A 23398-nucleotide genomic window follows, 5' to 3' on the forward strand; every position below is an offset into this window, starting at 1 on the left:
GCCTTCCTTGGTGACCTTCGACACCGGGGAGGGGTCCGGTGGATATTGAGTTCTCACTGGCGATGCCACGGGACGCGATCGGCATCCCGATGGTCCGCCGAGTGGTGGGAGACGCGCTGCGGTCTCTCGGGGTGACCGAGGAGTGCGTGTCCGACATACTCCTGGCCACGTCCGAGGCGTGCGCCAACGCGGTGCGGCACGGTGGTCCCGCCAACCGTTACGAGGTCATGGCCACCATAGGCAACGGCCGCTGCGAGTTGCGCGTCGCCGACGAAGGCGAGGGGCTGCACATGATTCCCCGCCAGTATCCGCCGGCGGAGACCGAGAACGGCCGGGGCATCCTGATCATGCGCGCCGTCGTCGACGATCTCTCGTTCGACATCACGCCCGGGCGCGGCACGACCGTGCGCCTGAGCAAGGAACTCGACTGGGACGAGGACGCCATCGCCCATCACCTCACTCTCGACCGTCATCTCGCCGGGGTCTGAGGACCCTGCTCCGCACCGCGCCGGGCTCGGGGAGCCCGGCGTGACGAGTGATCGGAAGTAGGCCTCCGCAGGGGGAGTCGATTTGGCGGCTCCGATACCCTGAGGTGTACCGCCACAGACCGCCGTCCGGCCAGATGACGGTGGCGTCCGCCTTGGCGGGGACCCTTGGAGGGAAAACTGTCATGAGCGCTGCCCGGGTGGGCGTCGTCACCTTCCCCGGAACACTCGACGACCAGGACGCCGCGCGAGCCGTACGGCTGGCCGGAGCTGAGGCGGTGCCCCTGTGGCACGCCGATCACGACCTCAAGGGAGTCGACGCCGTCTTCCTGCCCGGCGGGTTCTCCTACGGCGACTATCTTCGCTGCGGGGCGATCTCCCGGTTCTCCCCTCTCATGACCGAGCTGATCCCGGCCGCCCAGGCCGGGCTGCCCGTGCTCGGCACCTGCAACGGCTTCCAGATCCTCTGCGAGGCGCATCTGCTGCCGGGCGCGCTGACCCGCAACGAGGGTCTCCACTACATCTGCCGCGACCAGCGCATCCGCGTGGAGAGCACGCGTACGGCGTGGACGGCGGACTTCGCGGACGGCCAGGAGATCGTGCTGCCGATCAAGCACGGCGAGGGCCGTTACGTGGCCGACGCGGCCACGCTGGCGGCGCTGGAAGGCGAGGGCCGGGTGGTCTTCCGCTACGCGGGCGGCAACCCGAACGGCTCCCTGAACGACATCGCCGGGATCACCAACGAGGCCGGGAACATCGTCGGCCTCATGCCCCACCCGGAGCACGCGGTCGAGGACCTGACCGGCGCGCCGAGCGTGGACGGCCGACACTTCTTCACCTCGATCCTGAAGAGACTGGTGAACGCATGACCCTGGACTCCGTCACGCGGGCGCAGGAGACGCCGGACGAGCGCCAGCCGTACGTCGAGCTGGGCATGAAGGACGACGAGTACCAGCGCGTACGCGACATCCTCGGCCGCCGTCCGACCAGCTCCGAGCTGGCGATCTACTCGGTCATGTGGAGCGAGCACTGCTCCTACAAGTCGTCGAAGGTGCACCTGCGGCAGTTCGGGACCAAGGCGCCCGAGTCGGAGGCCCTGCTCGTCGGCATGGGCGAGAACGCCGGTGTGGTCGACATCGGCGACGGCTGGGCCGCCACCTTCAAGATCGAGTCGCACAACCACCCGTCGTACGTCGAGCCGCACCAGGGCGCCGCGACCGGCGTCGGCGGCATCGTGCGCGACATCATGTCGATGGGCGCCCGGCCGGTCGCGGTCATGGACGCGCTGCGCTTCGGCGGGGCCGACCAGCCCGACACGCGCCGTGTGCTGCCCGGGGTCGTCGAGGGCATCAGCCACTACGGCAACTGCCTCGGCCTGCCCAACATCGGCGGAGAGGTCGTCTTCGACCCCTGCTACATCGGCAACCCCCTGGTCAACGCCCTGTGCGTCGGCCTGCTGCGCAAGGACCAGATCAAGCTGGCCACCGCGCCCGGCCCCGGCAACAAGGTCGTGCTGTTCGGCGCCAGGACCGGCGCGGACGGCATCGGCGGCGCGTCGGTGCTGGCGTCGGCCACCTTCGAGGACGAGTCGCAGGCCAAGCGGCCCGCCGTACAGGTCGGCGACCCGTTCATGGAGAAGCTGCTGATCGAGTGCTGCCTGGAGCTCTACCAGGCGGACGTGGTCGTCGGCATCCAGGACCTCGGCGCGGCCGGGGTGTCCTGCGCCACGACCGAGCTGGCCGCCAAGGGCACCGGCGGCATGGAGGTCGACCTCAACCTCGTCCCGCTGCGCGATCCCACGCTGCGGCCCGAGGAGATCCTCATGAGCGAGTCGCAGGAGCGCATGATGGCGGTCGTCACGCCCGACGACATCCCGGCCTTCATGGCGATCTGCGACAAGTGGGATGTTCCGGCGACCGTGATCGGCGAGGTCACCGACACCGGCAGGCTCGTCATGACGTGGGACGGCGAGGTCATCGTCGACATCCCGCCGGGCACGGCCGCCGACGAGGGCCCGGTCTACGAGCGCCCCTTCCACGAGCCCGCCGGGCAGGCGGCGCTCAACGCCGACGGTCCCGAGCGCCTGCCGAGGCCAGAGGACCTGCGGGGCGCCCTGCTCACCCTGCTCGGCTCGCCCAACGTCGGGTCCAAGGAGTGGGTGACCTCCCAGTACGACCGGTATGTCCGGGGCAACACGGTCCTGGCCCAGCCCGCCGACGCCGGCATGCTGCGCATCTCCGAGGTCATGCCGGGCGCGCAGGAGACCACCCGGGGCATCGCGCTCGCCACCGACGGCAACGGCCGCTACGCGAAGCTCGATCCGTACACGGGGGCGCAGCTCGCGCTGGCGGAGGCGTACCGCAACGTGGCGGTGACCGGCGCGAAGCCGCTCGCCGTCACCAACTGCCTCAACTTCGGCTCGCCGGAGGACCCCGAGGTCATGTGGCAGTTCTCCGAGGCCGTACGCGGGCTGGCCGACGCCTGCCGGACCCTGGGTGTGCCGGTGACCGGCGGCAACGTGTCGTTCTACAACCAGACGGGCTCGACCGCGATCAACCCGACGCCTGTGGTCGGCGTGCTCGGCGTGATCGACGACGTGGCACAGCGGGTCAGGTCCGGCTTCACGGCTCCGGGCCTGCGGGTCCTCCTGCTGGGCGAGACCCGCGAGGAGTTCGGCGGCTCGGAGTGGGCGCACGTCGTCCACGGCCACCTGGGCGGCCTGCCGCCGCAGGCGGACCTGGAGGCCGAGCGCGGCCTGGCGGCGGTGCTGACCGAGGCGGCGGCCCGCGGGCTGCTGGAGGGCTCCCACGACCTGTCCGACGGCGGTCTCGCCGTCGCCCTGGCGGAGTCGTGCCTCGCCCAGGGCGTCGGCTGCACGGTCACCCTGCCGGGCGAGGACGCCTTCGTGGAGTTGTTCAGCGAGTCGGCCGCGCGGGCGCTGGTGTGCGTACGGCCCGAGGCGTTCGACGCCTTCGCCGACCTGTGCGCCCGCCACGAGGTCACCTGCTCCGGGCTCGGCCTCACCGGCGGTTCCGCGCTCACGGTCGAGGGCGTCCTCGACGTCCCGGTCGAGGAGCTTCGCGAGGTGCACACGTCCGCGCTCCCGCGCGTCTTCGGCTGATTCTGATCGAGTGAAGGCCCTTCCGAACGGATCGTCCCTCGTCCGGAAGGGCCTTCGCCTGTCACGGTCGCCGTAGAGCACGTCGCGCCGCCTGGGCCACGCGCAGCAGGGCCATGATTCGTCAGATACGACCTAGGCTTACCAGGATGAATCTTGACGAGGCGGTACGTCTGTGGGATCCGGAGCCGGGATGGCTGAACACCGCGAGCTACGGCATACCGCCCGAGCCGGCGTTCGAGGCGCTACAGAGCGCGCTGGCCGAGTGGCGTCGCGGGGCCAACGGCTGGGACAAGTGGGACCGGTCCACCAATCGCGCGCGCGCCGCGTTCGCGCGGCTGGTCGGCGTCGCGGCCGACGACGTGGCCGTGGGCGCCTCCGCCTCGCAGGTGCTGGCCCCGGTCGCGGCCTCGCTGCCGCCCGGTTCACGTGTCGTCGTCCCCGACATCGAGCAGACGTCGAACCTGTTCCCCTGGCTCGCGCACGATCTCGACGTGCGCACGGTGCCGCCCGCGGACCTGCCCGGAGCGATCGACGAGCGCACGGACGCGGTCGCCTTCAGCCTGGTCCAGTCCGCGACGGGTGAGGTCGCGGCCGCGGACGAGGTCGTCGCGGCGGCGCGGACGCACGGCGCACTCGTCGTCGCCGACGCCACCCAGGCGGTCGGCTGGATGCCGGTCGACGCGACGCCCTTCGACGTCCTCGCCGTCTCGGCGTACAAGTGGCTGATGTGCCCGCGCGGCACCGCCTTCTGCTACGTGAGCCCGGCCGTGCGCGACCGCATCCGGCCGATCGCCGCCAACTGGTACGCCGGTGACGGCGACGCGTCGTACGGCCCGCCCCTGCGGCTGGCGAAGGACGCCCGGCGATTCGACATCGCCACCCCGTGGTTCTCCTACGTCGCGGCCGCCCCCACGCTGGAGCTGCTCCTGGAGATCGGCATCGGTCCGATCAACGACCACGACGTACGGCTGGCCAACCGGTTCCGGACCGGCCTCGGCATGCCGCCAGGCGACAGCGCGATCGTCAGCGTCACCCGCCCGGGCGCGGCCCAGCGGCTCGCGGCGGCCGGCATCCGCGCATCCGTCCGCAACGGCGCGGCACGCCTCGCCTTCCACCTCTACACGACGGAAGCCGACGTGGACACCGCCGTCGCGGCGCTGGTCTGAGCCCGGCAGTCCAGTGCACCCCGGCCAGCGGCGGCGCCGAACCCTCCGGCGCACCCCAGACCGGTGGTCACGGCGCCACCACGGGGCGCCGCCGACACGGCGGGAGGGGTGGCCGGAAGGGCCGGCGCGGTCACCCTAGAGACCGATGACGTGGCACTCGGCCGTCGCGGTCTTGGTGGGGTCGCTCTCCGAGGTGGCTGTGAGCGTGACGGTGGCCAGGCGGCTGCCGCCGTCGGCACGCTGGGCGTGGACGGTGACGTCGTCGTGCGTGCCGAAGCCGACCGCGGTGAGGGCGTTCGGCGTGATCACCGACCAGCCCTTCCCGTCGACCTTCGCCTGCAGGCGGTAGACGTCGCTGTCGAGGTACTTGCCGACGTCCTCCGGGTGCTGTCCCTGCGCGGGCGCCGCCTTGCCGGTGTTGAACAGCGGGAACCGGCACGTCGACACGCCCTTCTGGGCCGCGGGGACTCCGGCGCCCGGGAGCAGCTTCACGCCCCGCTTCTGCGGTCCCGACCCGTCGAGCGAGCGGACGGCGACCGTGTACGACAGCGTTCCGTCGCGGCCGCGGTGCGGGTCGATGACGTAGAACTGCAGGCGGTTGGCCTGGTCCACGTACTCGTACTGACTGCCGGAGTCGGTGCCGGCGTGGAAGAGGGCGTCGGCGAGCTGCCGGTAGTCGCCGATCGTGATCGGGACCTTGGTGCCGTCGGGCAGCACGTAGTCGGTCATGCCGATGTCCTGCGGGTTGGCGTCGATCACCCACTCGAACGGCGCCCTGTCCTGGTCCTTGGTCTTGGCCAGCAGCACACCGGAGTCGGGGGTGAACGAGTCGGTCCCCACGCGGTCGACGACCTCGACCGTGTAGTTGTCGTAGCCGCCGCCGTCGCACAGGGGATCGGTCGCGGTGTTGCACGAGCCCGTGGACTTGTCGCCGGTGCCGAAGGCGATGTTCACGCCCGTCAGGCCCTTCTCGCCCGGCTGGACGCTGCGGGCCGTGACGTCGGCGACGACGAGGCCCGACTGGGCGAGCGCGTCACGCGACAGGCGCAGGACGTTCTGCTCGTCCACCATGTTCAGCTTGATCTTGTTGCGCAGCATGTGCTGGGCGCCCATGGACGCGCCCGCCGTGGGCGGGATCAGCCAGCGGCTGTGCGGTCCGCCCGGCCCGTTGAAGCTGCCCCGGCTGAGCATCTCCCAGATGCCGGTGTACGCCCGGCGGGCCGGGACACCGTACGGGTTGTTGTAGTTGTCGGCGATGCCCATGATGTGGCTGAACTCGTGGGCGAACGTCCCCATGCCGGAGCTCTCGGTCTGGACCGAGTCGATGCCGAAGCGCGCGTTCGGCCAGAACGCCGAGCCCGCGGCCCACGAGGTCCAGTCCACGTAGCGCGTCTTCGACCAGTTGGGCAGGTTCGGGTCCGGCGGGCCGAAGTCGTCGGTGACGTCCTCCTTGGTGGGGAACTTCATCATGCCGAACTCCTGCCAGGTCGACGATTCGTCCTGGCCGGCGCTCAGGTAGAAGACGAAGTCGAACTGGCTCGCCACCTCCTGGCCGACGGCGTTCAGCCAGGCGGCGTTGCCGTCCGTACGCAGGTTCCTGTTGCAGTTGTCCCCCGCCGGGCAGGCGTCCCGCTGATACTCCATGCCGTACTCGTACGACTTGCCCGGCATGGTGTAGGGGCCGAAGGCGGTGAGGTCGACGCCGTACCGGCCGCCGGAGTCCTCCATCCAGTACTCGTGCAGGGTGTGGCCCTTGTTGAGCTGGTTGGGGGTGTTGAGGAAGTCCTGGTAGAACTTGGCGACCTGGTCGCGGGGGATGTCGTGGGCCTCGGCGCTGGGGTTGCCGAAGACGGTCGAGTTCTGCGGCCGGGTGACCACGAACGGCTGGTTGGGGTAGTCCACCAGCACGAGCGCGCCCTTGAAGGTGCGCGCGGAGCCCTTCACGGCGGGGTTCGCCCAGTCGGTGCCCGGGATCTTCTTGTAGTCCGCCCACGTCATGTGGTCGGGGTTCTTCCAGTTCTGCGGGTCGATCGGCGCGACGACCCGCGACGGGCGGCCACGCAGGGCCTGCGCCTCGTCCGGCTGGTCGCGCTGCCAGGGCTGGGTCTGGGGCCAGTGGTCACGACGCCAGGGGAGATCCGGGTCTCCGCCGGGGGCCGCGGAGGCGGGAGCCGCCGTCAGCGCGAGCGGGGCGAGCGCAATGGCCGCCACTATGCCCGGGAACAGCGTTTTTGAGAGTTTCACGAATTATGACGCTATAGAGACTATTGACGCAGATCATCGGTCACTTGTAGGGAAGACCAACGGGCCCTTCTCCTACAAATGTCGAAGCGCCCAGGTGGAGGCCGAGTGGTGGATCTGCAGCGAATCGTGGACGACCTCGCCCTTCGCCTCGAAAGACCTCTGCTGCTCGAGGACGGCCGCCAGCGCGTCGTCGCCTACAGCGAGCAGGACGGGCTGATGGACGACGTCCGCCGCCACTCGATCCTGCGCCGCCACACCACCCCCGACGTGCGCGATTTCCTGCGCGCCGCGGGCATCCACGAGGCGACCGAGCCGCTGCGCACGCCCGGCGCCCCGGAGCTGGGGCTGCTGCCGCGGGTCTGCGTCCCCGTACGGCACGACGGCCTGCCGCTCGGCTTCCTCTGGTTCATCGACGCGGCTCCGGCCATGACCGAGCCGGAGATCGCGGCCGCGGCGGAGGCCACGCCAACCCTTGCCCTGACCCTGTTCCACGAGAGCCTGGCCTCCGAGCTCGCCTCGCGCCGCGAGCTGGAGGCCGTCACCGGGCTGCTGCTCCGCGAGCCCGACGCCGACAGGACCCTGATCGAGGCGGGTGCGTTCCCTCATGGCGTGCCCGTGACCGTGGCTGTCGCCAGGCCCGTCCGCGGCGGGGCCGACGAGACCCTGCGGCTGACGCTGGAACGCGGGCTGCTGGCCCTGCGGCGGCGCCTGGCCAGGCACCATCCCCTGCACCTGGTGCGCTACGACCACGCCGTACTGCTCACCGCGGGCACCCGCGCCTTCTCGGAGGAGATGCACGCGGCCCTCGGGACGCCGGTCCTGGTCGGGGTCGGCTCGCCACGCTCCTCACTCTCCCTCGCACCCGAGTCGTACGAGGAGGCGTTGCACGCCGCCGAGGTCGTCGCGAAGGTGCCGGAGTTCGGGCGCTCGGCGGAGTGGGACCACCTCGGCGTCTATCGCATGCTGTCCGGAGTGCCGTACGGCAACCTCCATCCGGGGCTGGCACGGCTGCTGGACGAGGCCCAGCACCGGCCGCTGCTGGAGACCCTGGAGACCTACCTCGACCTCGCCGGCAACGCCCAGGCCGTCTCCCGCCGGCTCCGCCTGCACCGTACGTCGCTCTACTATCGCCTTCGCCGGGTCGAGGAGCTGGCGGAGACCGACCTCAGGGACGGCGAGGAGCGGCTGAGCCTGCATCTCAGCCTCAAACTCGCCCGCCTCTCCGGCCGCTACCGCCCATCCCCCTCGGGCGACACCTCGTTCCCGGCCGTCTGAGCCGACCCGAGGAGGGTCTCCGTCTCATAGCCGGGAAGGCGCTGGTTTGCGGGCGACGAGGTACGCCTGAGGGGTTCGCTCGAACTCGCGGCGTTCGGTCTTCAGCTGTGCCACCACCGGCAGTCCCGCCTCGGCCAGCATCGTCGCCGCTCGGTCCGGCGACAGGCGGTGGAAGTCGAGCGCGACCTGCCGGCCGAACACCTCCGCCGCGTAGAAGGGCTCGTCACCGACCTGGAAGGCGAGCAACAGATGCCCGCCCGGGGCCAGCACCCGGCGGAACTCGGCCAGCACCGCCGGCTGCCGCTCCGGCGGGGTGTGGATGATCGAGTACCAGGCGACGACGCCGCCGAGGGTCTCGTCGGCGATGTCCAGGGCCGCCATCGCCCCCTCCTCGAACCGCAGGTCCGGATGCTCGCGCCGGGCCACCGCGATCATGCCCGGCGACAGATCGACGCCGAAGACGTCCAGGCCGAGCGCGTGCAGGTGCGCCGTGATCCGGCCGGGCCCGCAGCCGACGTCGGCCACCGGCCCGGGAACGCCCGACGCCCGCACGATCTCGGCGTACGCGGCGAGCATCGCGCGCTCGAACGGCTTCTCGTTCAACTGGTGCCGGAGGCGATCGGCGTAGTCCGCGGCGACGGCGTCGTAGGCCGCCCGGGCGACCTGCAGGTAGGAGGGCTCGGTCATGATCGGACACCTTAGGCTCCGGAATCGGCAACGGCCCACGAAACCGACGAAGGCCCTTCCGGTAACCCCTCCGGAAGGGCCTTCGCAGTGCCGTACGCCAACGCCTCATCGCGTACGGCAAGTATGTGTGGCGCGTCCGCGGAGCCCCGCGGACTCCGCCGGGCCGCTCTTACGAGATCTTGGTGCAGATGGCGTAGACGAGGCCGTTGCCCTCGCCGTCGCTCGCCAGCTCGACCCTCCAGCCGTTGCCGCTCATGTAGCTGCCCGTGACGGTCCTACTCGAGTTGATCTTGTAGCCCCCGCCGGTGACCGTCTCTCCCGCCGCGCAGGAGACGGATGCGCTGTTCCCCGAGATGAACTGGCTCGCCATCCGCGAGGTCAGCGTCGGGGCGCCGCCGGAGTCGCCCTGGCCCTTGAGCCACTTCAGGAAGTCGGCCTCGTCGCCGGCGCTGCAGGCACCCTTGTTCCAGATCTCACAGGCGCTCTTGCCGTCCTGACCTGGGGCGCCGTCCTTACCGTCCTTACCGTCCCGGCCCGGAGCGCCGTCCTTACCATCCTGACCCGGAGCGCCGTCCTTACCGTCCTTACCGTCCTGGCCGGGTTCGCCCTTTTCGCCCTGGAGGCCCCGCGGACCGGCGGGACCTTGCGGACCCGCAGGACCCTGCGGACCGGCGGGACCCTGCGGACCGGCGGGACCTTGCGGACCGGCAGGCCCCTGCGGTCCGATCTGGTTCCACGACACCTTGGTCTCGGTCGTCTTGCACGCCGCGGTGTCGTCGACCAGACGCATGTCACCCGTGGTCTTATGCGTACAGGCATAGAGCACGACGTCACTCGCCGACGAAGCGGTGGCCGCGCCACCCAGGACAAGGACCGATCCAGCCAGAGCACCAGCCGTCATCAGGCCGATCGTGCGTCCACCCGGCAACTTGATAGCCACGGAACTTCCCTTTCTGAGGCACACGAACTGCGTGGGCACAGAGGTTGTACGTATAAAACACGCATTACGACATATGCCGGTTGTCACACCCAGCGTCACGTATGCGCATCTCCGCTACCAGTGAGTCCGAGTGGTCAAGAAATGGGCCGGCCGCGAGCATGGTGGAGCCCCACGGACCCCACCACCTCGCCGGCCACGTCACATGCAGAGCACGTAGACCGTGCCGTTGGAGTTCTTGCCCGAGATCTGCCAGCCGAGCGGCTTGTTGCCCAGGAAGTACGGGCCGTTCACCCAGAACTGCCCGTTGAAGCTACCGTTGTAGCCGCCGCCCGTGGCGACCCCCTTCTCACACATGACGATCTTGGTGCCGCCGCTGCCGCCGAAGTTGAAGCTGTCGGACTTGTAGGTGGCGCTGCCCGCGCCGCCGGAGCCAGAGCCAGAGCCGCCCGAGTCACCCGGGTCGCCCTTCTCACCCTTGAGCGACGCGAGGAACTGCGCGACCGTCTTGCCGCTGTTGCCCGGCTGCGCCTTCCAGATCTCGTAGGCGCTCTTTCCGTCCTCGCCGTCCTTGCCGTCGGCACCCTTGGTGCCCTGCGGACCGGCGGGGCCGCGCTCGCCGTCCTTGCCGTCCTTGCCCGGCTTGCCGTCCTCGCCCGGAAGGCCGCGAGGACCGGTGTCACCCTTGTCGCCGTCCTTGCCGTCCTTGCCGTCGATGCCCTTGGGACCCTGCGGACCGGCGGGGCCGCGCTCGCCGTCCTTGCCGTCGGTGCCCTTGAGGCCCTGCGGGCCGCGCATGCCCTGGGGGCCGCGCAGCCCCTGCGGACCGGCAGGACCCTGCGGGCCGGTGCCGCCGATGCCCACCGGACCCTGCGGACCGGTCCTGTTCCACGACACCTTGGTCTCGGCCGGCTTACACGTCGTCGTGGCGTTCACCAGGCGCATATACCGCGTGCTCTTGTTCACACACGCGTAGAAGGCGGCGTCACTCGCCGACGAAGCGGTGGCCGCGCCACCCAGAACCAGCACCGATCCAGCCAGAGCACCAGCCGTCATCAGGCCGATGGTGCGTCCACCCGGCAACTTGATAGCCACGGGACTTCCTTTTCTTGAGCACACGAAGTGTGGGGGACACAGGAGCTATGCACGTGATTCACACGTCAGGAGATATGCCGGTCGCCACGCCGGACATCACGTATGCGCATCTCCGCTATCGGTGAGTTCGAGCGGTCACGACAACCGGTCCGGGACGAGGGTGTGGTGGAGCCCCCCACGGCCTCCACCACCTCCTCACCTCTGCTGGGCCGCCTCAGACGAGCGTCTTCGCCGGATCAGCTCTCGGAAGCACCGCCGGAGCCGGACTGCTGGGTCCTCTCCGCACCGGGCTTCTTGTTCCCGCCGTTGTCCTCGGCGGTCTCGTTCTCGTTGCTGCGAGCGCTGTTGCCACCGCCGCCGACGCCGGCGCAGATCACGTACGCGGTGCCCTTGGTCGAGGTGCCGCCGACCAGCCAGCCGGTGGGCTTGCCGCCGGTGAGGATCGGACCGTTGGTGGTGATCTCGCCGATGATCTTCGTGCCGGTGAACCCGCCCCCCGTGGCGTAACCGCCGTCGCAGGTCAGCTGCACCGAACCCCCACCGATGCCGAAGTTGAACTCCTTCTGCTTGGCGGAGATGCTCGCGACGCCGTCGCGGCCCGGAGCGCCGTCCTTGCCAGGGGCACCGTCCTTGCCGTCCTTGCCCGGGGTGCCGTCCTTGCCGGGCTCACCCTTGGCGCCGGTGTCGCCCTTGGGGCCCTGCGGACCGGTGTCGCCCTTCGGGCCCTGCGGGCCGCGCATGCCCTGGGGGCCGCGCAGCCCCTGCGGACCGGCAGGACCCTGCGGGCCGGTGCCGCCGATGCCCACCGGACCCTGCGGACCGGTCCTGTTCCACGACACCTTGGTCTCCGCCGGCTTACACGTCGTCGTGGCGTTCACCAGGCGCATATACCGCGTGCTCTTGTTCACACACGCGTAGAAGGCGGCGTCACTCGCCGACGAAGCGGTGGCCGCGCCACCCAGAACCAGCACCGATCCAGCCAGAGCACCAGCCGTTATCAGGCCGATCGTGCGTCCACCCGGCAATCTGATAGCCACGGGACTTCCCTTTCTAAGGCACACGAAGTGCGCGGAATACAGAAGTTACGCACGTGATTCACGCGTTGAGGGATATGTGGGTTGTCATGCCAAACATCACGTATGTGTATCTCCGCTATCCGTAAGCCCCGGCGGTCAAGAACGTTCCAATCGAATGCCGGCCGATTCGGCACCACACCCATAGAGCAGGTCCCAGGACAATCCAGGCGTACGGCGTACGTCAGAATCGACGACATGGCCGACACCCCCCAAGAGCCAGGCTCAGCCGACCATGCGAAGGCCCTCCGATACGCCTGGAGGGTCTGCTCCGTCACCGGACTCGGTCTCGTCCTCATCGGGCTCAGCTCCAGCACGCTCAACGTCGCCCTTCCCACGGTCGTACGGCACTTCGACGCCGGACCGCTGGCGTCGAGCTGGATCCTGCTCGCGCACCTGCTGATCAGCACCGCGACGCTGGTGTTCTTCGGCCGTGTCGCGGACCTGCTCGGCAGGCGGGAGGTCTACCTCGTCGGGTTCGCCCTGTTCACGGGCGCGTCACTGCTCGCCGGGATCGCGCCGGACGTCGGCGTGCTCATCGCCCTGCGGGCGCTCCAGGGGCTGGGCGCGGCCATGATCCTGGCCAACGGCACGGTGATCGTCACCGCCGCCTTCCCGCCCGACCGGCTCAGCCAGGGGATGGGCGTCTACATGGCCACGCTCTCGGTGGCCCAGCTCGCCGGGCCGACCCTCGGCGGCCTGATAGCGGACACGCTCGGCTGGCGGTGGATCTTCTGGATCAACGTCCCGGCCGGGGTGGTCGCGCTCGCCTGGGGCGCGGCCGTGCTGCGGAAGGTCCCGGCCGGCCCCCGGCAGTCCGTGGACGCGCTCGGCAACCTGATCGTGTTCGCCGCGCTGTCGGCCGTGCTGATCGCCATCAGCCAGGGCGCGCCGTTGCCCGGCGTGGCCGCCGCCGCGCTCGTCCCCGCGCTGTTCGCGGTGGAGCGCAGGGCGCGCAACCCGGTGCTGAACCTCACGTTGTTCGGCGGGCGCATGCTGTTGTGCGCCAATCTGGCGTCGTTCGCCAACGCACTCGCGCGCTCGTCGCTGATCCTGCTCGCCGGGCTCTATTTCCAGGCCGCGCGCGGGGCCGACGCGCTGGCCGCCGGCGTGGGCGTGCTGCCGGTCCCCGTGGGCATGACCATCGCCTCTCCCCTGTCGGGCGCGCTGGGCCGCAGGGTGAGCCCGTACGCGCTGTCGGTGGGCGGGTGCGTGCTCACGGCGTCGGGGCTGCTCGTCCTCACGGTCTCGGCCGGCCCGGCCACGCCGTACTGGGTGATCGGGGTCGGGCTCTTCGTGTGCGGGTGCGGCAGCGGCGCCTTCCTGACCGGCAACACGACGCAGGTCATGGGCGCGCTGCCGGAGGAGAGCCGCGGGGTGGTGAACGGCTTCCGTCTGATGGTCATGAACGTCGGCGTCGTGCTCAGCGTGGCGACGACGCTGAGCGTGCTGACCGCCTCGGTGGTGCCGGCGCTGCGCGACCAGATCTACGCGGGGACGCTGTCACAGGTGTCCCCGACCGCGCTGCGGCAGCTCATGACGGGGTTCCGCACCACCTATCTCGTGCTGTTCTGCGTCGCGCTGTCCGGCGTCCTCTTCGCGGCCATGGCCTCGACCCCGGACATCAGGAGATCCAGGCCGAACGCGTAGTAGGCGTCGAGGTCGGGCTCCTCCTCCATCGTCTTGGCGTACTCGACGATGCGGGGGAACTCGTCGGCGGGGAGCCGTTCCAGGGCCAGCCGCTTCTGCCGGCGCAACTCGGCCGCTTCCGCCGCGGTGAACGCGCCGGGGCAGCCGGGCTCGTTGTCGACCAGGGCCATGGCGCCGTGCAGCAGGTATGTGGAGACGGCGTAGCCCTCGCTCAGCGTGAAACCCGCCTGGCCGAGCAGGTCGAGCGCGGTGTCGGTCGCCCGGCTGAAGCTCGGGAGCTCCTGCTTCTCGACCATCGCGAACAGCCCCGGCATGTACCGGTGCCGCCGCATCACCCCGATCAGCGCCTCGACCATCACCCGCAGCCGCGCGTTCCACGGCGCGGCCGGGTCGAACTCGGGAGTGACCGTGGCGAGCAGATGGTCGGCGAGACAGACGAACAACTGGTCCTTGTTCTTGACGTGCCAGTAGAGGGCCATCGGCGTCACCCCGAGCTCATGGGCGAGCCGCCGCACCGTGACCGACTCCAGGCTCTCGGCGTCGGCCAGCTCAAGGGCCTTCTCGATCAGACTCAGACGGCTCAGCCGCTCCGCGTTCGCCATGGCCCGCAGCCTCCCTACCTCCTCGGCACTTGACAACTATACGCCGTACAAGGTCTCCTATGCACCGTACATGTACGCCGTACATGTACCTCGTACAAGAGGAGGACACATGTCCGGACGGTGGTGGGCGCTCGTCGCGGTGGCGCTCGCGACATTCATGACCTATTTGGACAACAACGTGGTCAACGTCGCACTGCCGACGATCCAGCGGGACCTGGCGCTGACGATCTCCGGTCTGGAGTGGATCGTGAGCGCGTACATCCTGGTGTTCGCGGGCCTGCTGCTCGCCGGCGGACGCCTGGCGGACGTCTTCGGCCCCCGGACGGCGTTCTTCGGCGGCCTGGCGGTCTTCACGCTCGCGTCGGTGGCGGCGGGCCTCGCCGGGAGCCAGGAGACGCTGATCGCGGCGCGGGCCGTGCAGGGGCTCGGCGCGGCGCTGGTGACACCGTCGACGCTGGCCCTGCTGCCGCGGATCTTCCCCGATCCGCGCGAGCGGGCGACGGCCGTCGGCATCTGGAGCGCGGTCGGCGCCCTGGCCCTCGCGATCGGTCCGCTCACCGGCGGGTTCCTCAGCGAGAACGCCGACTGGGGCTGGATCTTCCTGATCAACCTGCCGATCGGCGTGGTCGCGGCCGTGATCGGCCTGCGTTCGATCAGGGTCGAGCGGGCCTCGTCCGGGCGGGCGTCCCTCGACCTGCCGGGCCTGGCCACCTCCGCCGTGGCGCTGTTCGCCCTCACCTACGCGCTCATCGAGGGCGAGTCGCGTGGGTGGACCTCGGCGCCGATCCTCGGGGCGTTCGCGGTCTTCGCGGTGGCCGCCGTCGTGTTCCTGGTCGTCGAGTCCCGTACTGCGCAGCCGATGATCGACCTCACGCTGTTCCGTGAGCGGGTCTTCAGCGGCGGCCTGCTGTCGATGGGCCTGTGGTCGTTCGGGGTCTTCGGCATCTACTTCTTCACCGCGCTCTACCTCCAAAGCGCGCTCGGGTTCTCCCCGACGGCGGCGGGCGCGGGCTTCGTGCCCATGGCGCTGCTCATGGCGGTGATCGCGAGCATCTCACCGCGGATCGCCGAGCGCTTCGGCAGCGCGGGCACCGTCGCCGTCGGCCTCGGCCTGATGGCGGTGGCCATCGGCGGGCTGTCGAGCGCGGGTGAGGGCTCCCACTACGGCGACCTGCTCCCCTGGTTCCTGCTGTACGGCGCGGGCGCCGGCCTGCTCGTCCCGCTGACCAACGTCGTGCTGAACGCGATGCCCCCCGCGAGGGCGGGCGTGGCCTCGGGCGTCCTCAACGTCTCCCGCGAGGTCTTCGGCCTGCTCGGCATCACGATCCTGGGCGCGATCCTCAGCGCCAGGCAGAGCGCGGTCGGCGGCGCTCCGCTGCACGCCTTCCTGGAGGCGTACCGGTTCACACTGCTGATCGCGGCCGCGATCGTGCTGGTCGGCGTGCCGGTCAGCGTCTACTCCCTGCGCCGCACCCGGGCCGCCGCCTCCGCCTCCGCCGAGACCATCGAACCCGCCGTGGCCGAGCCGGTCGCCTGACTCCCGGGGTTCGTTCAGGGCAGCAAGGTGCCCACCCGCTTGACAGTGCGGATCACCGGGGCGGTCTCCACCTCGCGCACTCCGTCCAGCGTCGCCACCCGCTCCGTCAGGTAGCGGTAGAGAGCCTGGATATCCCGGCAGGTCACCCCTGCCATGAGGTTGGTCGGGCCGGTGGTGGCGGCCACCACGTCGGCCTCGGCGTGCCGGGCCATGGCCTCGCCGACCGAGGTCAGCGCCCGAGGCTCGACCTTCATCCACAACCATGCCTCCGCGTGGTAGCCGAGCGCCCGGGCGGGGATCTCGACGTCGAAGCGCAGCGCGCCGCCCGCGCGCAGCTGCTCCAGCCGGCGGCGGGCCGTGGTCTGCGAGCACCCGGCCGCCGCCGCCAGTTCGCCGAAGCCGGCCCGGCCGTCCCGGGCCAGCACCCGCAGCAGGGCACGGTCCTCGCCGCCGAGGGTGATCTCGTGCTCGTCCACGCGATCCGGGCGCAGGCGCGCGGCCTGCTCGTCCGAGAGCACGGCTGCCCGGCTGCGCCATCCGGCGAACATGTGCAGCGTGGCGTGCGCCGACATCGACACGACGCGCGGAGTCCTGGGGAGCTTCTTCAGCAACAGGTCGTCCCCTTCCCCGCCGGACTGGACCCCGCAGGCGATCTCGGTGCCGCCGGACAGCAGGCGCACCCAGACGGTGTCGTCGCGCCGGGCCAGCGCCTCGGCCACCGGCCCGGCGGCGTCCGGCGTGCACACCAGACGAACCGCCCAGGAGGTCTGCCCGAAGCGGGTGCCGTCGAGCATGCCGACCACCCGCAGGAGCCCCTGAAAGCGCAGCCTGCGGTAGCGGCGCGCGATGGTGTGCTCGGAGGTGCCGACGACCTCGGCGATCTGCCGGAAGGAAGCCCGGCCGTCGATGTGGAGCGCGTGCACGAGAGCACGATCGAGGTCATCCAGAACGCCGCTTTCCGCCATATTTCACGATCTCATGCGATTTTCCGCCGCTACGACACCTCTGGCCTGCGCGTGCTACCGGTCGCCGGTGATCGTGGGCACATGAGCACTTACCTGGTTTTCGGCGGCACGGGAAACGTCGGCCGGCGAGTCGTGGAGCGGCTCACCCGGGCGGGCGCCGCCGTACGGGCGACCAGCCGGCGCCCGCGGACCGCCGGCCTTCCCGCGGGCGTCGAGGTCGTCCCACCGGACCTGGACGCATCCGGCGCTCTGGACGGTGTCGAGGCGGCGTTCCTGATGTGGCCGTTCCACTCGGCCGAACCCGCCCGGCCTCTCGTCGACGCGCTCAAGCGCCAGGCCCGCCGGGTCGTCTTCATGACGGGTGGCGACGCACGCCCCGGGGTGGCCCCCGAGCTGCAGCCCACCCCGGTCGCCCGCTGGCACGCCACCGTGGAACACCTGATCGAGCAGTCCGGCATGGAGTGGACGATCGTGAGCCCCAGCGCCTTCATGGCCAACACCCTGTGGTGGAGCGAACAGATCAAGGCCGGCGACGTCGTGCGAGGCGCCTACGGATCACTCAAGACGGTGCCGATCCACGAGGACGACATCGCGGCGGTGGCCGTACACGCCCTGACGGAGGACGGGCACGCCGGGCGCCGGTACACCCTCACCGGGCCCGAAGTCCTCACCCAGGAAGAGCAGGTGCGGATCATCGGCGAGGCGATCGGGCGGCCGCTGCGCTGGCACGAGCTGACGCGGGAGGAAGAACGCGCCAGGCTGCTGGCCGATCCCGGCTTCCCCGACGGTTTCGTGGACGAACTGCTCGACGGTTACGCCACGCTGATCGCCGCCCCGCCACCCACCGTGAGCACTGCCGTGCTGGACATCACGGGTGCTCCGGCCACGTCGCTGTCGGCGTGGGCCGCCGAGCACGCGGCCGGCTTCGGCGGTGAGCCGCGATGAAGGTGATCGTCATCGGAGCCGGCCTCGGCGGCCTGGCCCTGGCCAACGGACTGCGCGGGACCGGCGTCGACGTGGCCGTCTACGAACGCGACGCCTCGCCCGCGATCCGTGGGCAGGGATACCGTCTTCATCTCGGCGACCTGGGCATCGACGCGCTGGCGTCCGTGCTCGCGCCGGAGCGCTGGGCCGCGTTCCTGGCCGCCGCCCACACGCCCAAGCCGAAGTTCGTCCGTCTCGATCCGGCACTGCGGGTGCTGGAAGAACGCGATTTCGGCGGGCGGCACCTGTCGGTCGACCGGCAGGAGTTGCGTGACACCCTGCTGGCCGACGTGAAGGGGGTGGTCACCCATGGCAAGCGCCTCACCGCCTTCCAGGCGGAGGCCGGGCAGGTGACCGCGTGTTTCGACGACGGCACCACGGCCACCGGCGATGTGCTGGTGGGCGCCGACGGCGTCGGCTCCGCGGTCCGCCGGCAGCACCTGCCGCACGCCCGCGTCGTCGGCACCGGTCTCACCCAGCTCTACGGCAAGATCCCACGAGAGTCGGCCGAGGACCTGGACCACGTGTTCAGCGCCGTCACCGGGCCCCGCCACCGTGTGGTGGGCATCGCCCTCACCCGCGACTACGCCACCTTCTCCTTCAGCGCGCGCGCCGAGGAACTGCCACCCGAGCCGCACCTGCTCAGATCCCTCGTCATGGAGATGACGCACGGCTGGCATCCCCGCATACGGCAGATGCTCACCGAGTGGTACGACGTCTTTCCGCTCGCACTGCGCACCAGCGTTCCGATCGCTCCCTGGGACACCACCCGCGTCACGCTGCTCGGCGACGCGGCCCACGCGATGAGCCCGGCGGGGGGAGCCGGGGCCAACCTCGCCCTCCGGGACGCCGCCGGCCTCGCCGCCGCTCTCGCCGGTGGCCGTCCCCTGATCGCGGCACTGCGTTCGTATGAGCGCGAGATGATCGACTCCGGTTTCGCCGCGGTCCGCGCCTCCGCCGCCAACGGCGCTCGGATCCTCGGTCAGGATCCGCTCCCGATCTGAGTCCCCCATACGGCTCCGCGCCGAGCCGGCGACCGCCCATCATTTCCCCCGCGATCGAGCGGAGGCGGGATCCGGGACAATGGGCCGATGCCGGCACGCAGACTCGACCCAGGGAAGATCCGAGAGGCGCTCGACGCCCAGCTCGCCGATCTCGGACGGCCGCCGTTCGACGGTCCCGAGAGCATGGCGGGCAACGCGTGCGTGCTGGCCGTGCTCGACGCCTACGAGGCCGGGCTCACGCCGCTGAGGGCCGCCGCCCGCGCCGCCGTACGGCATCTGCTGGAGGACCTGGCCGCGCGGGCCCCGGGACGGTCGGTGGAGGTGCGGGTCCCCCCGCACGCCGCGGTGCAGTGCGTGGAGGGGCCCCGGCACACGCGGGGCACCCCGCCCAACGTCATCGAGACCGACCCTCGCACCTGGCTCGAACTGGCCACCGGGCGGCTGTCGTGGGCCGACGCCACCGCCGCCGGGAAGATCGCGGCCAGCGGCTCCCGGGCCGATCTGTCCGCGCTGCTCCCCCTCTGGTGACCCCCGCCCGGGTCACCGGAACCCGGAGAGCTTGTCCTGCACGCAGCGCTGCGCGTCCTCCTGGGTGGGGTAGAGCCTGCGGTCGAAGCACTCGCCGACGTGCCTGGTCGTGAACCAGTTGTAGAGCGCGATGCTTATGATCAGGGCCAGCAGCAGGGTCAGTGTGCTCAGCACCACCCCTCCGACCGCCCTGCCCCGGTTGGAGTTCCTGGCGATCGCCACGATGCCGAGGACGAGCCCGACGATCGCCACGAGCGTGCCGACGCCGCAGACCAGCAGCAGGACGATCGAGCAGATCCCGAGCACCAGCGCGGCCGTCCCGAGCCCGCCGCCCGGTTGGGGCCCCCAGGGGCCACCGGGAGGTCCGCCGGGTCCCGGGGGCGGCGGCAGCGGCCCCCCGTACGGCGGCTGCCCGTAGGGAGGCTGTCCATAAGGAGGCTGTCCATAAGGAGGCCGGCCATAGGGCGAGCCTCCGGAGGGCGGCTGACCAGAGGGCGGGCCTGCGGGTCCTCCCGCCGACGGCTCCCGCTCCTCCGGGGCCCCCGGGCCGTACGGCTCCTGTGGGCGCCCGGGGTCGTCGGGTGTCGCCACGATCATCCCTCCCGTACCGGTCTGGGCCATATCCGATTCTTGGGGCCTGCCCGAAAGCCCAGGCTGCCCCGAATTCCGCGTGTGAGCAGGGGCGACACGGCAAAGGGCGGGTGATGCTTCCGGCGCCTGAAGGGCATGCCCGGGTTTGAGCAGCGCCAACGCCCAAATAGACTCAAGTACGTGTTGAAGGGCGACGGCCGGCTGGGCCATGACCTCGACCCCCAGGACCGCGCTCCGAAGGACGCCTGTGGCGTCTTCGGCGTATGGGCGCCCGGGGAGGACGTCTCCAAACTCACCTACTACGGCCTCTACGCGTTGCAGCACCGTGGGCAGGAGTCCGCGGGCATCGCGGTCAGCGAGGGCAACCGCATTCTCGTCTACAAGGACATGGGCCTGGTGGCCCAGGTCTTCGACGAGTCGATCCTCGGCACCCTTCGGGGGCACCTGTCCATCGGACACTGCCGTTACTCCACCACCGGATCGAGCGTCTGGGAGAACGCGCAGCCCACGCTGAACTCCAGCGACGGCAAGGGGCTGGCGCTCGCCCACAACGGCAACCTGATCAACACCGCCTACCTCGCCGAACGGCTCGCGCCGGGCTCCACCCGGGCGACGACCGACACCGAGGTGCTCACCGCTCTCCTGGCGCAGGACTCCTCGCGTCCGGTCGAGGACGTGGCGGCCGAGCTGCTCCCGGAGGTCAAGGGCGCCTATTCGCTCGTCTGGATGAACGAGACGACGCTGTTCGCCGCCCGCGACCCGCAGGGCATCCGTCCGCTCGTGCTGGGCCGGTTGGAGCGCGGCTGGGTGGTGGCGTCCGAGACCGCCGCCCTCGACATCGTCGGCGCGTCGTTCATCCGCGAGATCGAGCCCGGCGAACTGCTGACCATCGACGAGCGAGGAGTCCGCTCGCAGCGCTTCGCGTCGGCCGAGCCCAAGGGCTGCCTGTTCGAGTACGTCTACCTCGCCCGCCCCGACACCACGATCGCCGGGCGCGGCGTGCAGTCCACCCGGGTCGAGGTCGGCCGCGTGCTGGCCCGCGAACACCCGGTGGACGCCGACCTCGTGATCCCCACGCCCGAGTCCGGCACCCCCGCCGCCATCGGCTACGCCGAGCAGAGCGGCATCCCGTACGGCCAGGGCCTGGTGAAGAACTCCTACGTCGGCCGGACGTTCATCCAGCCGTCGCAGACCATCCGCCAGCTCGGCATCCGCCTCAAGCTCAACCCGCTGCGCGAGGTCATCGAGGGCAAGCGCCTGGTGGTCGTGGACGACTCGATCGTCCGAGGCAACACCCAGCGGGCCATCGTGAAGATGCTGCGCGAGGCCGGGGCCAGCGAGGTCCACGTGCGGATCTCCTCGCCCCCGGTCGCCTGGCCGTGCTTCTACGGAATCGACTTCGCCACCCGCGCGGAGCTGATCGCCGGGTCGCTGTCGGTCGAGGAGATCCGCTCCTCGCTCGGCGCCGACTCCCTCGGGTACATCTCCCTGGAGGGGCTCACCCGGGCGACGACGCTGCCGGCCGACCGGCTCTGCCGCGCGTGCTTCACCGGTGAGTACCCCATTCCGATCGAGGACGACAGGGTGGGCAAGTTCGTGCTGGAGGCTCAGCGATGACCAGCTACGCCGACGCCGGCGTCGACATCGAGGCCGGCGACCGCGCGGTCGAGCTGATGAAGTCGCGGGTGGCGCGCTCCCGGCGGCCTGAGGTCGTGGACGACGCCAGCGGCTTCGCCGGGCTCTTCGACGCCTCGGCGTTCCTGCGCTACCGCAGGCCGCTGCTGGCCACGTCCACCGACGGGGTCGGCACCAAGGTCATGCTGGCCCAGCAGCTCGGCAAGCACGACACGATCGGCATCGACCTCGTCGGCATGGTCGTGGACGACCTCGTGGTCTGCGGGGCCGAGCCGCTGTTCATGACCGACTACATCGCGTGCGGCAAGGTCGTGCCCGAGCGGATCGCCGACATCGTGGGCGGTGTGGCCGAGGGATGCCGGCTCGCGGGCTGCGCGCTGGTCGGCGGGGAGACCGCCGAGCACCCCGGCGCGATGGGCCCCGACGAGTACGACCTCGCGGGCGCGGGCACCGGCGTCGTCGAGGCGGACGAGATGCTCGGCCCCGACCGGGTCGTGCCGGGGGACGTGGTGCTCGGGCTGGCCTCCAGCGGTGTCCACTCCAACGGCTACTCGCTGGTCAGGCACGTGATCAAGACCGCCGGGCTGGGCCTGGAGCAGGAGCTGCCCGAGCTGGGCCGCACGCTCGGCGAGGAACTGCTGGAGCCCACCCGCATCTATTCGCTCGACTGCCTGGCGCTCATCCGGGAGACCGAGGTGCACGCCCTGGCTCACATCACCGGCGGCGGGCTGGCGGCCAACCTGGCCAGATCACTGCCCGGCACGGTGGACGCCCTCCTCGACCGGAACTCCTGGACCCCGCCCGCGATCTTCGAGGTGCTGGCCGGGCGCGGCGGCGTGCCCCAGGAGGAGATGGACAAGACGTTCAACCTCGGCGTGGGCATGTGCGCGATCGTCCCAGCGGCGGAGGCCGACAAGGCACTCGCTCTGCTGACCGGTCGCGGCCTGCCCGCCTGGGTGCTGGGTGAGGTCGTCGCGGGCGAGGGACGGGCCCGTTTCCGTCAGTGAGGTCCGGGCCGCCCGGCCCTATGAACGGTCGCCGGGTGGAGGTCGTGGCGGGCGGCGGCGGCCGCGGCTGATCGGTCGGCGGCCGGTCGTCCGGAACATAGGCACTGAAGGTCACGGGCGGTCACGTCGTGGCGTCCCGCCCGTCCGGGCGCTGACGGCCGGCGGATGTCCCGCCCTCGTGAGATCCGTCACACTCGGGAAACGCGGCCATAGTGGACTCTCCCGGGTTGGCCGCCGCAAGCAACGCGAGCACCCGAGCATCGCACCGAGACGGCGACCACGACGGCTCCGGCCAGGGCGACTCGGCGGCGACTCGACAATGAGGAGACATGCCGATTACACCGACCGGCCGTGACCGTGTCTGGCCATATATGCGGCCGACCGCAACACCGCGCGGCCGGCCGACTCTCACCCCGCACCCGTCTCCGTACCGGAGGCGAGAGGCTCATGGGAGAGCGATTCGCGGACATTGAGAGAACCCGGCGGGAACGTCCCCGCCGGGTCACTCACCTGGCGATCAGAACCGGGTCAACGCCGCCCACGGCGGTCATCGTCGCCGTCGTCGTCGTCGACGGCCGCGTAATCGGCGTAGCGATCAGCCAACTCGTCGTAAGGGTCATGCTCGTCACTGTGGCCGGAATCGTCGGCGTCCACGACTCCGAGCTCCGCGCGCAGGCGCTCAAGATCCGTACCGCCGCTGTTGTACTTCAGCTGACGGGCGACCTTGACCTGCTTGGCCTTGGCTCGGCCGCGCCCCATTGGCTCGACCCCCTCATGCGGGGCCGTGCCCGACCCCTCGTCACTAACGCACC

General features: G+C 70.8%; 21 protein-coding genes. 12 read left to right on the forward strand and 9 right to left on the reverse strand.

The annotated features are described in order from the left end of the window. Positions 1-38: 38 nt before the first annotated feature. From HHX35_RS20805 to HHX35_RS20820, 4 genes are all read left to right on the forward strand, one after another. Positions 39-488, forward strand: coding sequence for an ATP-binding protein (locus HHX35_RS20805; RefSeq protein ID WP_079315171.1), 450 nt, complete (start codon positions 39-41; stop codon positions 486-488). A gap of 182 nt (positions 489-670) precedes the next feature. Next, a complete protein-coding gene (gene purQ, locus HHX35_RS20810) occupies positions 671-1354 on the forward strand; it encodes a phosphoribosylformylglycinamidine synthase subunit PurQ (protein WP_139579754.1) in 684 nt (227 codons plus the stop codon). Beyond that, positions 1351-3606 (forward strand): phosphoribosylformylglycinamidine synthase subunit PurL, encoded by a 2256-nt coding sequence (gene purL, locus HHX35_RS20815; RefSeq protein ID WP_182900436.1) that lies wholly within the window; start codon positions 1351-1353, stop codon positions 3604-3606. Before purQ ends, purL begins: the two co-directional genes overlap by 4 nt. A gap of 146 nt (positions 3607-3752) precedes the next feature. Next, positions 3753-4772, forward strand: coding sequence for an aminotransferase class V-fold PLP-dependent enzyme (locus HHX35_RS20820; protein WP_182900437.1), 1020 nt, complete (start codon positions 3753-3755; stop codon positions 4770-4772). A 135-nt stretch (positions 4773-4907) separates the two neighbouring features. Here the strand turns inward: HHX35_RS20820 and HHX35_RS20825 are convergent, their stop codons facing one another. Beyond that, positions 4908-7016: a M6 family metalloprotease domain-containing protein gene (locus tag HHX35_RS20825; protein WP_310739199.1), complete on the reverse strand. Its 2109-nt coding sequence runs from the start codon at positions 7014-7016 to the stop codon at positions 4908-4910. A gap of 108 nt (positions 7017-7124) precedes the next feature. Here HHX35_RS20825 and HHX35_RS20830 point away from each other — a divergent pair, with 108 nt between their 5' ends. Beyond that, positions 7125-8291 (forward strand): helix-turn-helix domain-containing protein, encoded by a 1167-nt coding sequence (locus HHX35_RS20830; RefSeq protein WP_182900438.1) that lies wholly within the window; start codon positions 7125-7127, stop codon positions 8289-8291. Positions 8292-8315: 24 nt separating this feature from the next. Here HHX35_RS20830 and HHX35_RS20835 read toward each other — a convergent pair whose 3' ends face one another. The 4 genes from HHX35_RS20835 to HHX35_RS44695 all read right to left on the reverse strand — a co-directional run bounded on the left by HHX35_RS20835 (position 8316) and on the right by HHX35_RS44695 (position 12047). Then, positions 8316-8978, reverse strand: coding sequence for a class I SAM-dependent methyltransferase (locus HHX35_RS20835; protein ID WP_182900439.1), 663 nt, complete (start codon positions 8976-8978; stop codon positions 8316-8318). 169 nt (positions 8979-9147) lie between these two features. Beyond that, positions 9148-9957: a collagen-like protein gene (locus HHX35_RS44690; protein ID WP_182900440.1), complete on the reverse strand. Its 810-nt coding sequence runs from the start codon at positions 9955-9957 to the stop codon at positions 9148-9150. Positions 9958-10116: 159 nt separating this feature from the next. After that, positions 10117-11010 carry a collagen-like protein gene (locus HHX35_RS20845; protein ID WP_220505693.1) on the reverse strand — a complete coding sequence of 298 codons (894 nt, stop codon included), beginning with the start codon at positions 11008-11010 and terminating at the stop codon, positions 10117-10119. 236 nt (positions 11011-11246) lie between these two features. Continuing rightward, positions 11247-12047: a collagen-like protein gene (locus HHX35_RS44695; protein ID WP_220505694.1), complete on the reverse strand. Its 801-nt coding sequence runs from the start codon at positions 12045-12047 to the stop codon at positions 11247-11249. Between the two features lie 234 nt (positions 12048-12281). Here HHX35_RS44695 and HHX35_RS20855 point away from each other — a divergent pair, with 234 nt between their 5' ends. Then, positions 12282-13733, forward strand: coding sequence for an MFS transporter (locus tag HHX35_RS20855; protein WP_182900441.1), 1452 nt, complete (start codon positions 12282-12284; stop codon positions 13731-13733). Here HHX35_RS20855 and HHX35_RS20860 read toward each other — a convergent pair. After that, complete coding sequence (locus tag HHX35_RS20860; protein WP_139579744.1) at positions 13640-14335, reverse strand: TetR family transcriptional regulator; 696 nt, start codon at positions 14333-14335, stop codon at positions 13640-13642. The two genes, HHX35_RS20855 and HHX35_RS20860, sit on opposite strands and share 94 nt — an antisense overlap. Before the next feature lie 109 nt (positions 14336-14444). Here HHX35_RS20860 and HHX35_RS20865 point away from each other — a divergent pair, with 109 nt between their 5' ends. Then, entirely contained in the window at positions 14445-15872 is a 1428-nt protein-coding gene (locus HHX35_RS20865; protein ID WP_182900442.1) for an MFS transporter, read from the forward strand. 14 nt (positions 15873-15886) lie between these two features. Here the strand turns inward: HHX35_RS20865 and HHX35_RS20870 are convergent, their stop codons facing one another. Beyond that, complete coding sequence (locus HHX35_RS20870) at positions 15887-16837, reverse strand: Lrp/AsnC family transcriptional regulator (protein ID WP_182900443.1); 951 nt, start codon at positions 16835-16837, stop codon at positions 15887-15889. An 81-nt stretch (positions 16838-16918) separates the two neighbouring features. Between HHX35_RS20870 and HHX35_RS20875 the strand changes: the two genes are divergently transcribed. From HHX35_RS20875 to HHX35_RS20885, 3 genes are all read left to right on the forward strand, one after another. Further along, positions 16919-17782: an NAD(P)H-binding protein gene (locus HHX35_RS20875; RefSeq protein ID WP_182900444.1), complete on the forward strand. Its 864-nt coding sequence runs from the start codon at positions 16919-16921 to the stop codon at positions 17780-17782. Beyond that, complete coding sequence (locus HHX35_RS20880; protein WP_182900445.1) at positions 17779-18825, forward strand: NAD(P)/FAD-dependent oxidoreductase; 1047 nt, start codon at positions 17779-17781, stop codon at positions 18823-18825. The genes HHX35_RS20875 and HHX35_RS20880 overlap by 4 nt, the downstream gene beginning before the upstream one ends. A gap of 87 nt (positions 18826-18912) precedes the next feature. Continuing rightward, the gene (locus HHX35_RS20885) at positions 18913-19353 is read left to right on the forward strand and encodes a sterol carrier family protein (protein ID WP_182900446.1); all 441 of its coding nucleotides are present in this window, start codon (positions 18913-18915) and stop codon (positions 19351-19353) included. 12 nt (positions 19354-19365) lie between these two features. Here HHX35_RS20885 and HHX35_RS20890 read toward each other — a convergent pair whose 3' ends face one another. Further along, positions 19366-19659, reverse strand: coding sequence for a DUF4190 domain-containing protein (locus HHX35_RS20890; protein ID WP_182900447.1), 294 nt, complete (start codon positions 19657-19659; stop codon positions 19366-19368). Positions 19660-20124: 465 nt separating this feature from the next. Here HHX35_RS20890 and purF point away from each other — a divergent pair, with 465 nt between their 5' ends. Continuing rightward, the gene (purF, locus tag HHX35_RS20895; RefSeq protein WP_139579738.1) at positions 20125-21561 is read left to right on the forward strand and encodes an amidophosphoribosyltransferase; all 1437 of its coding nucleotides are present in this window, start codon (positions 20125-20127) and stop codon (positions 21559-21561) included. Further along, entirely contained in the window at positions 21558-22586 is a 1029-nt protein-coding gene (gene purM / locus HHX35_RS20900; RefSeq protein WP_139579737.1) for a phosphoribosylformylglycinamidine cyclo-ligase, read from the forward strand. Before purF ends, purM begins: the two co-directional genes overlap by 4 nt. A 528-nt stretch (positions 22587-23114) precedes the next feature. Here purM and HHX35_RS20905 read toward each other — a convergent pair. Then, positions 23115-23345, reverse strand: a complete 231-nt coding sequence (locus HHX35_RS20905; protein WP_079315184.1) for a DUF3073 domain-containing protein — start codon at positions 23343-23345, stop codon at positions 23115-23117. Positions 23346-23398: the final 53 nt, after the last annotated feature.

The sequence above is a fragment of the Microbispora sp. H10830 genome (assembly GCF_014161375.1).
In the GTDB taxonomy this organism is placed as follows: domain Bacteria; phylum Actinomycetota; class Actinomycetes; order Streptosporangiales; family Streptosporangiaceae; genus Microbispora; species Microbispora catharanthi.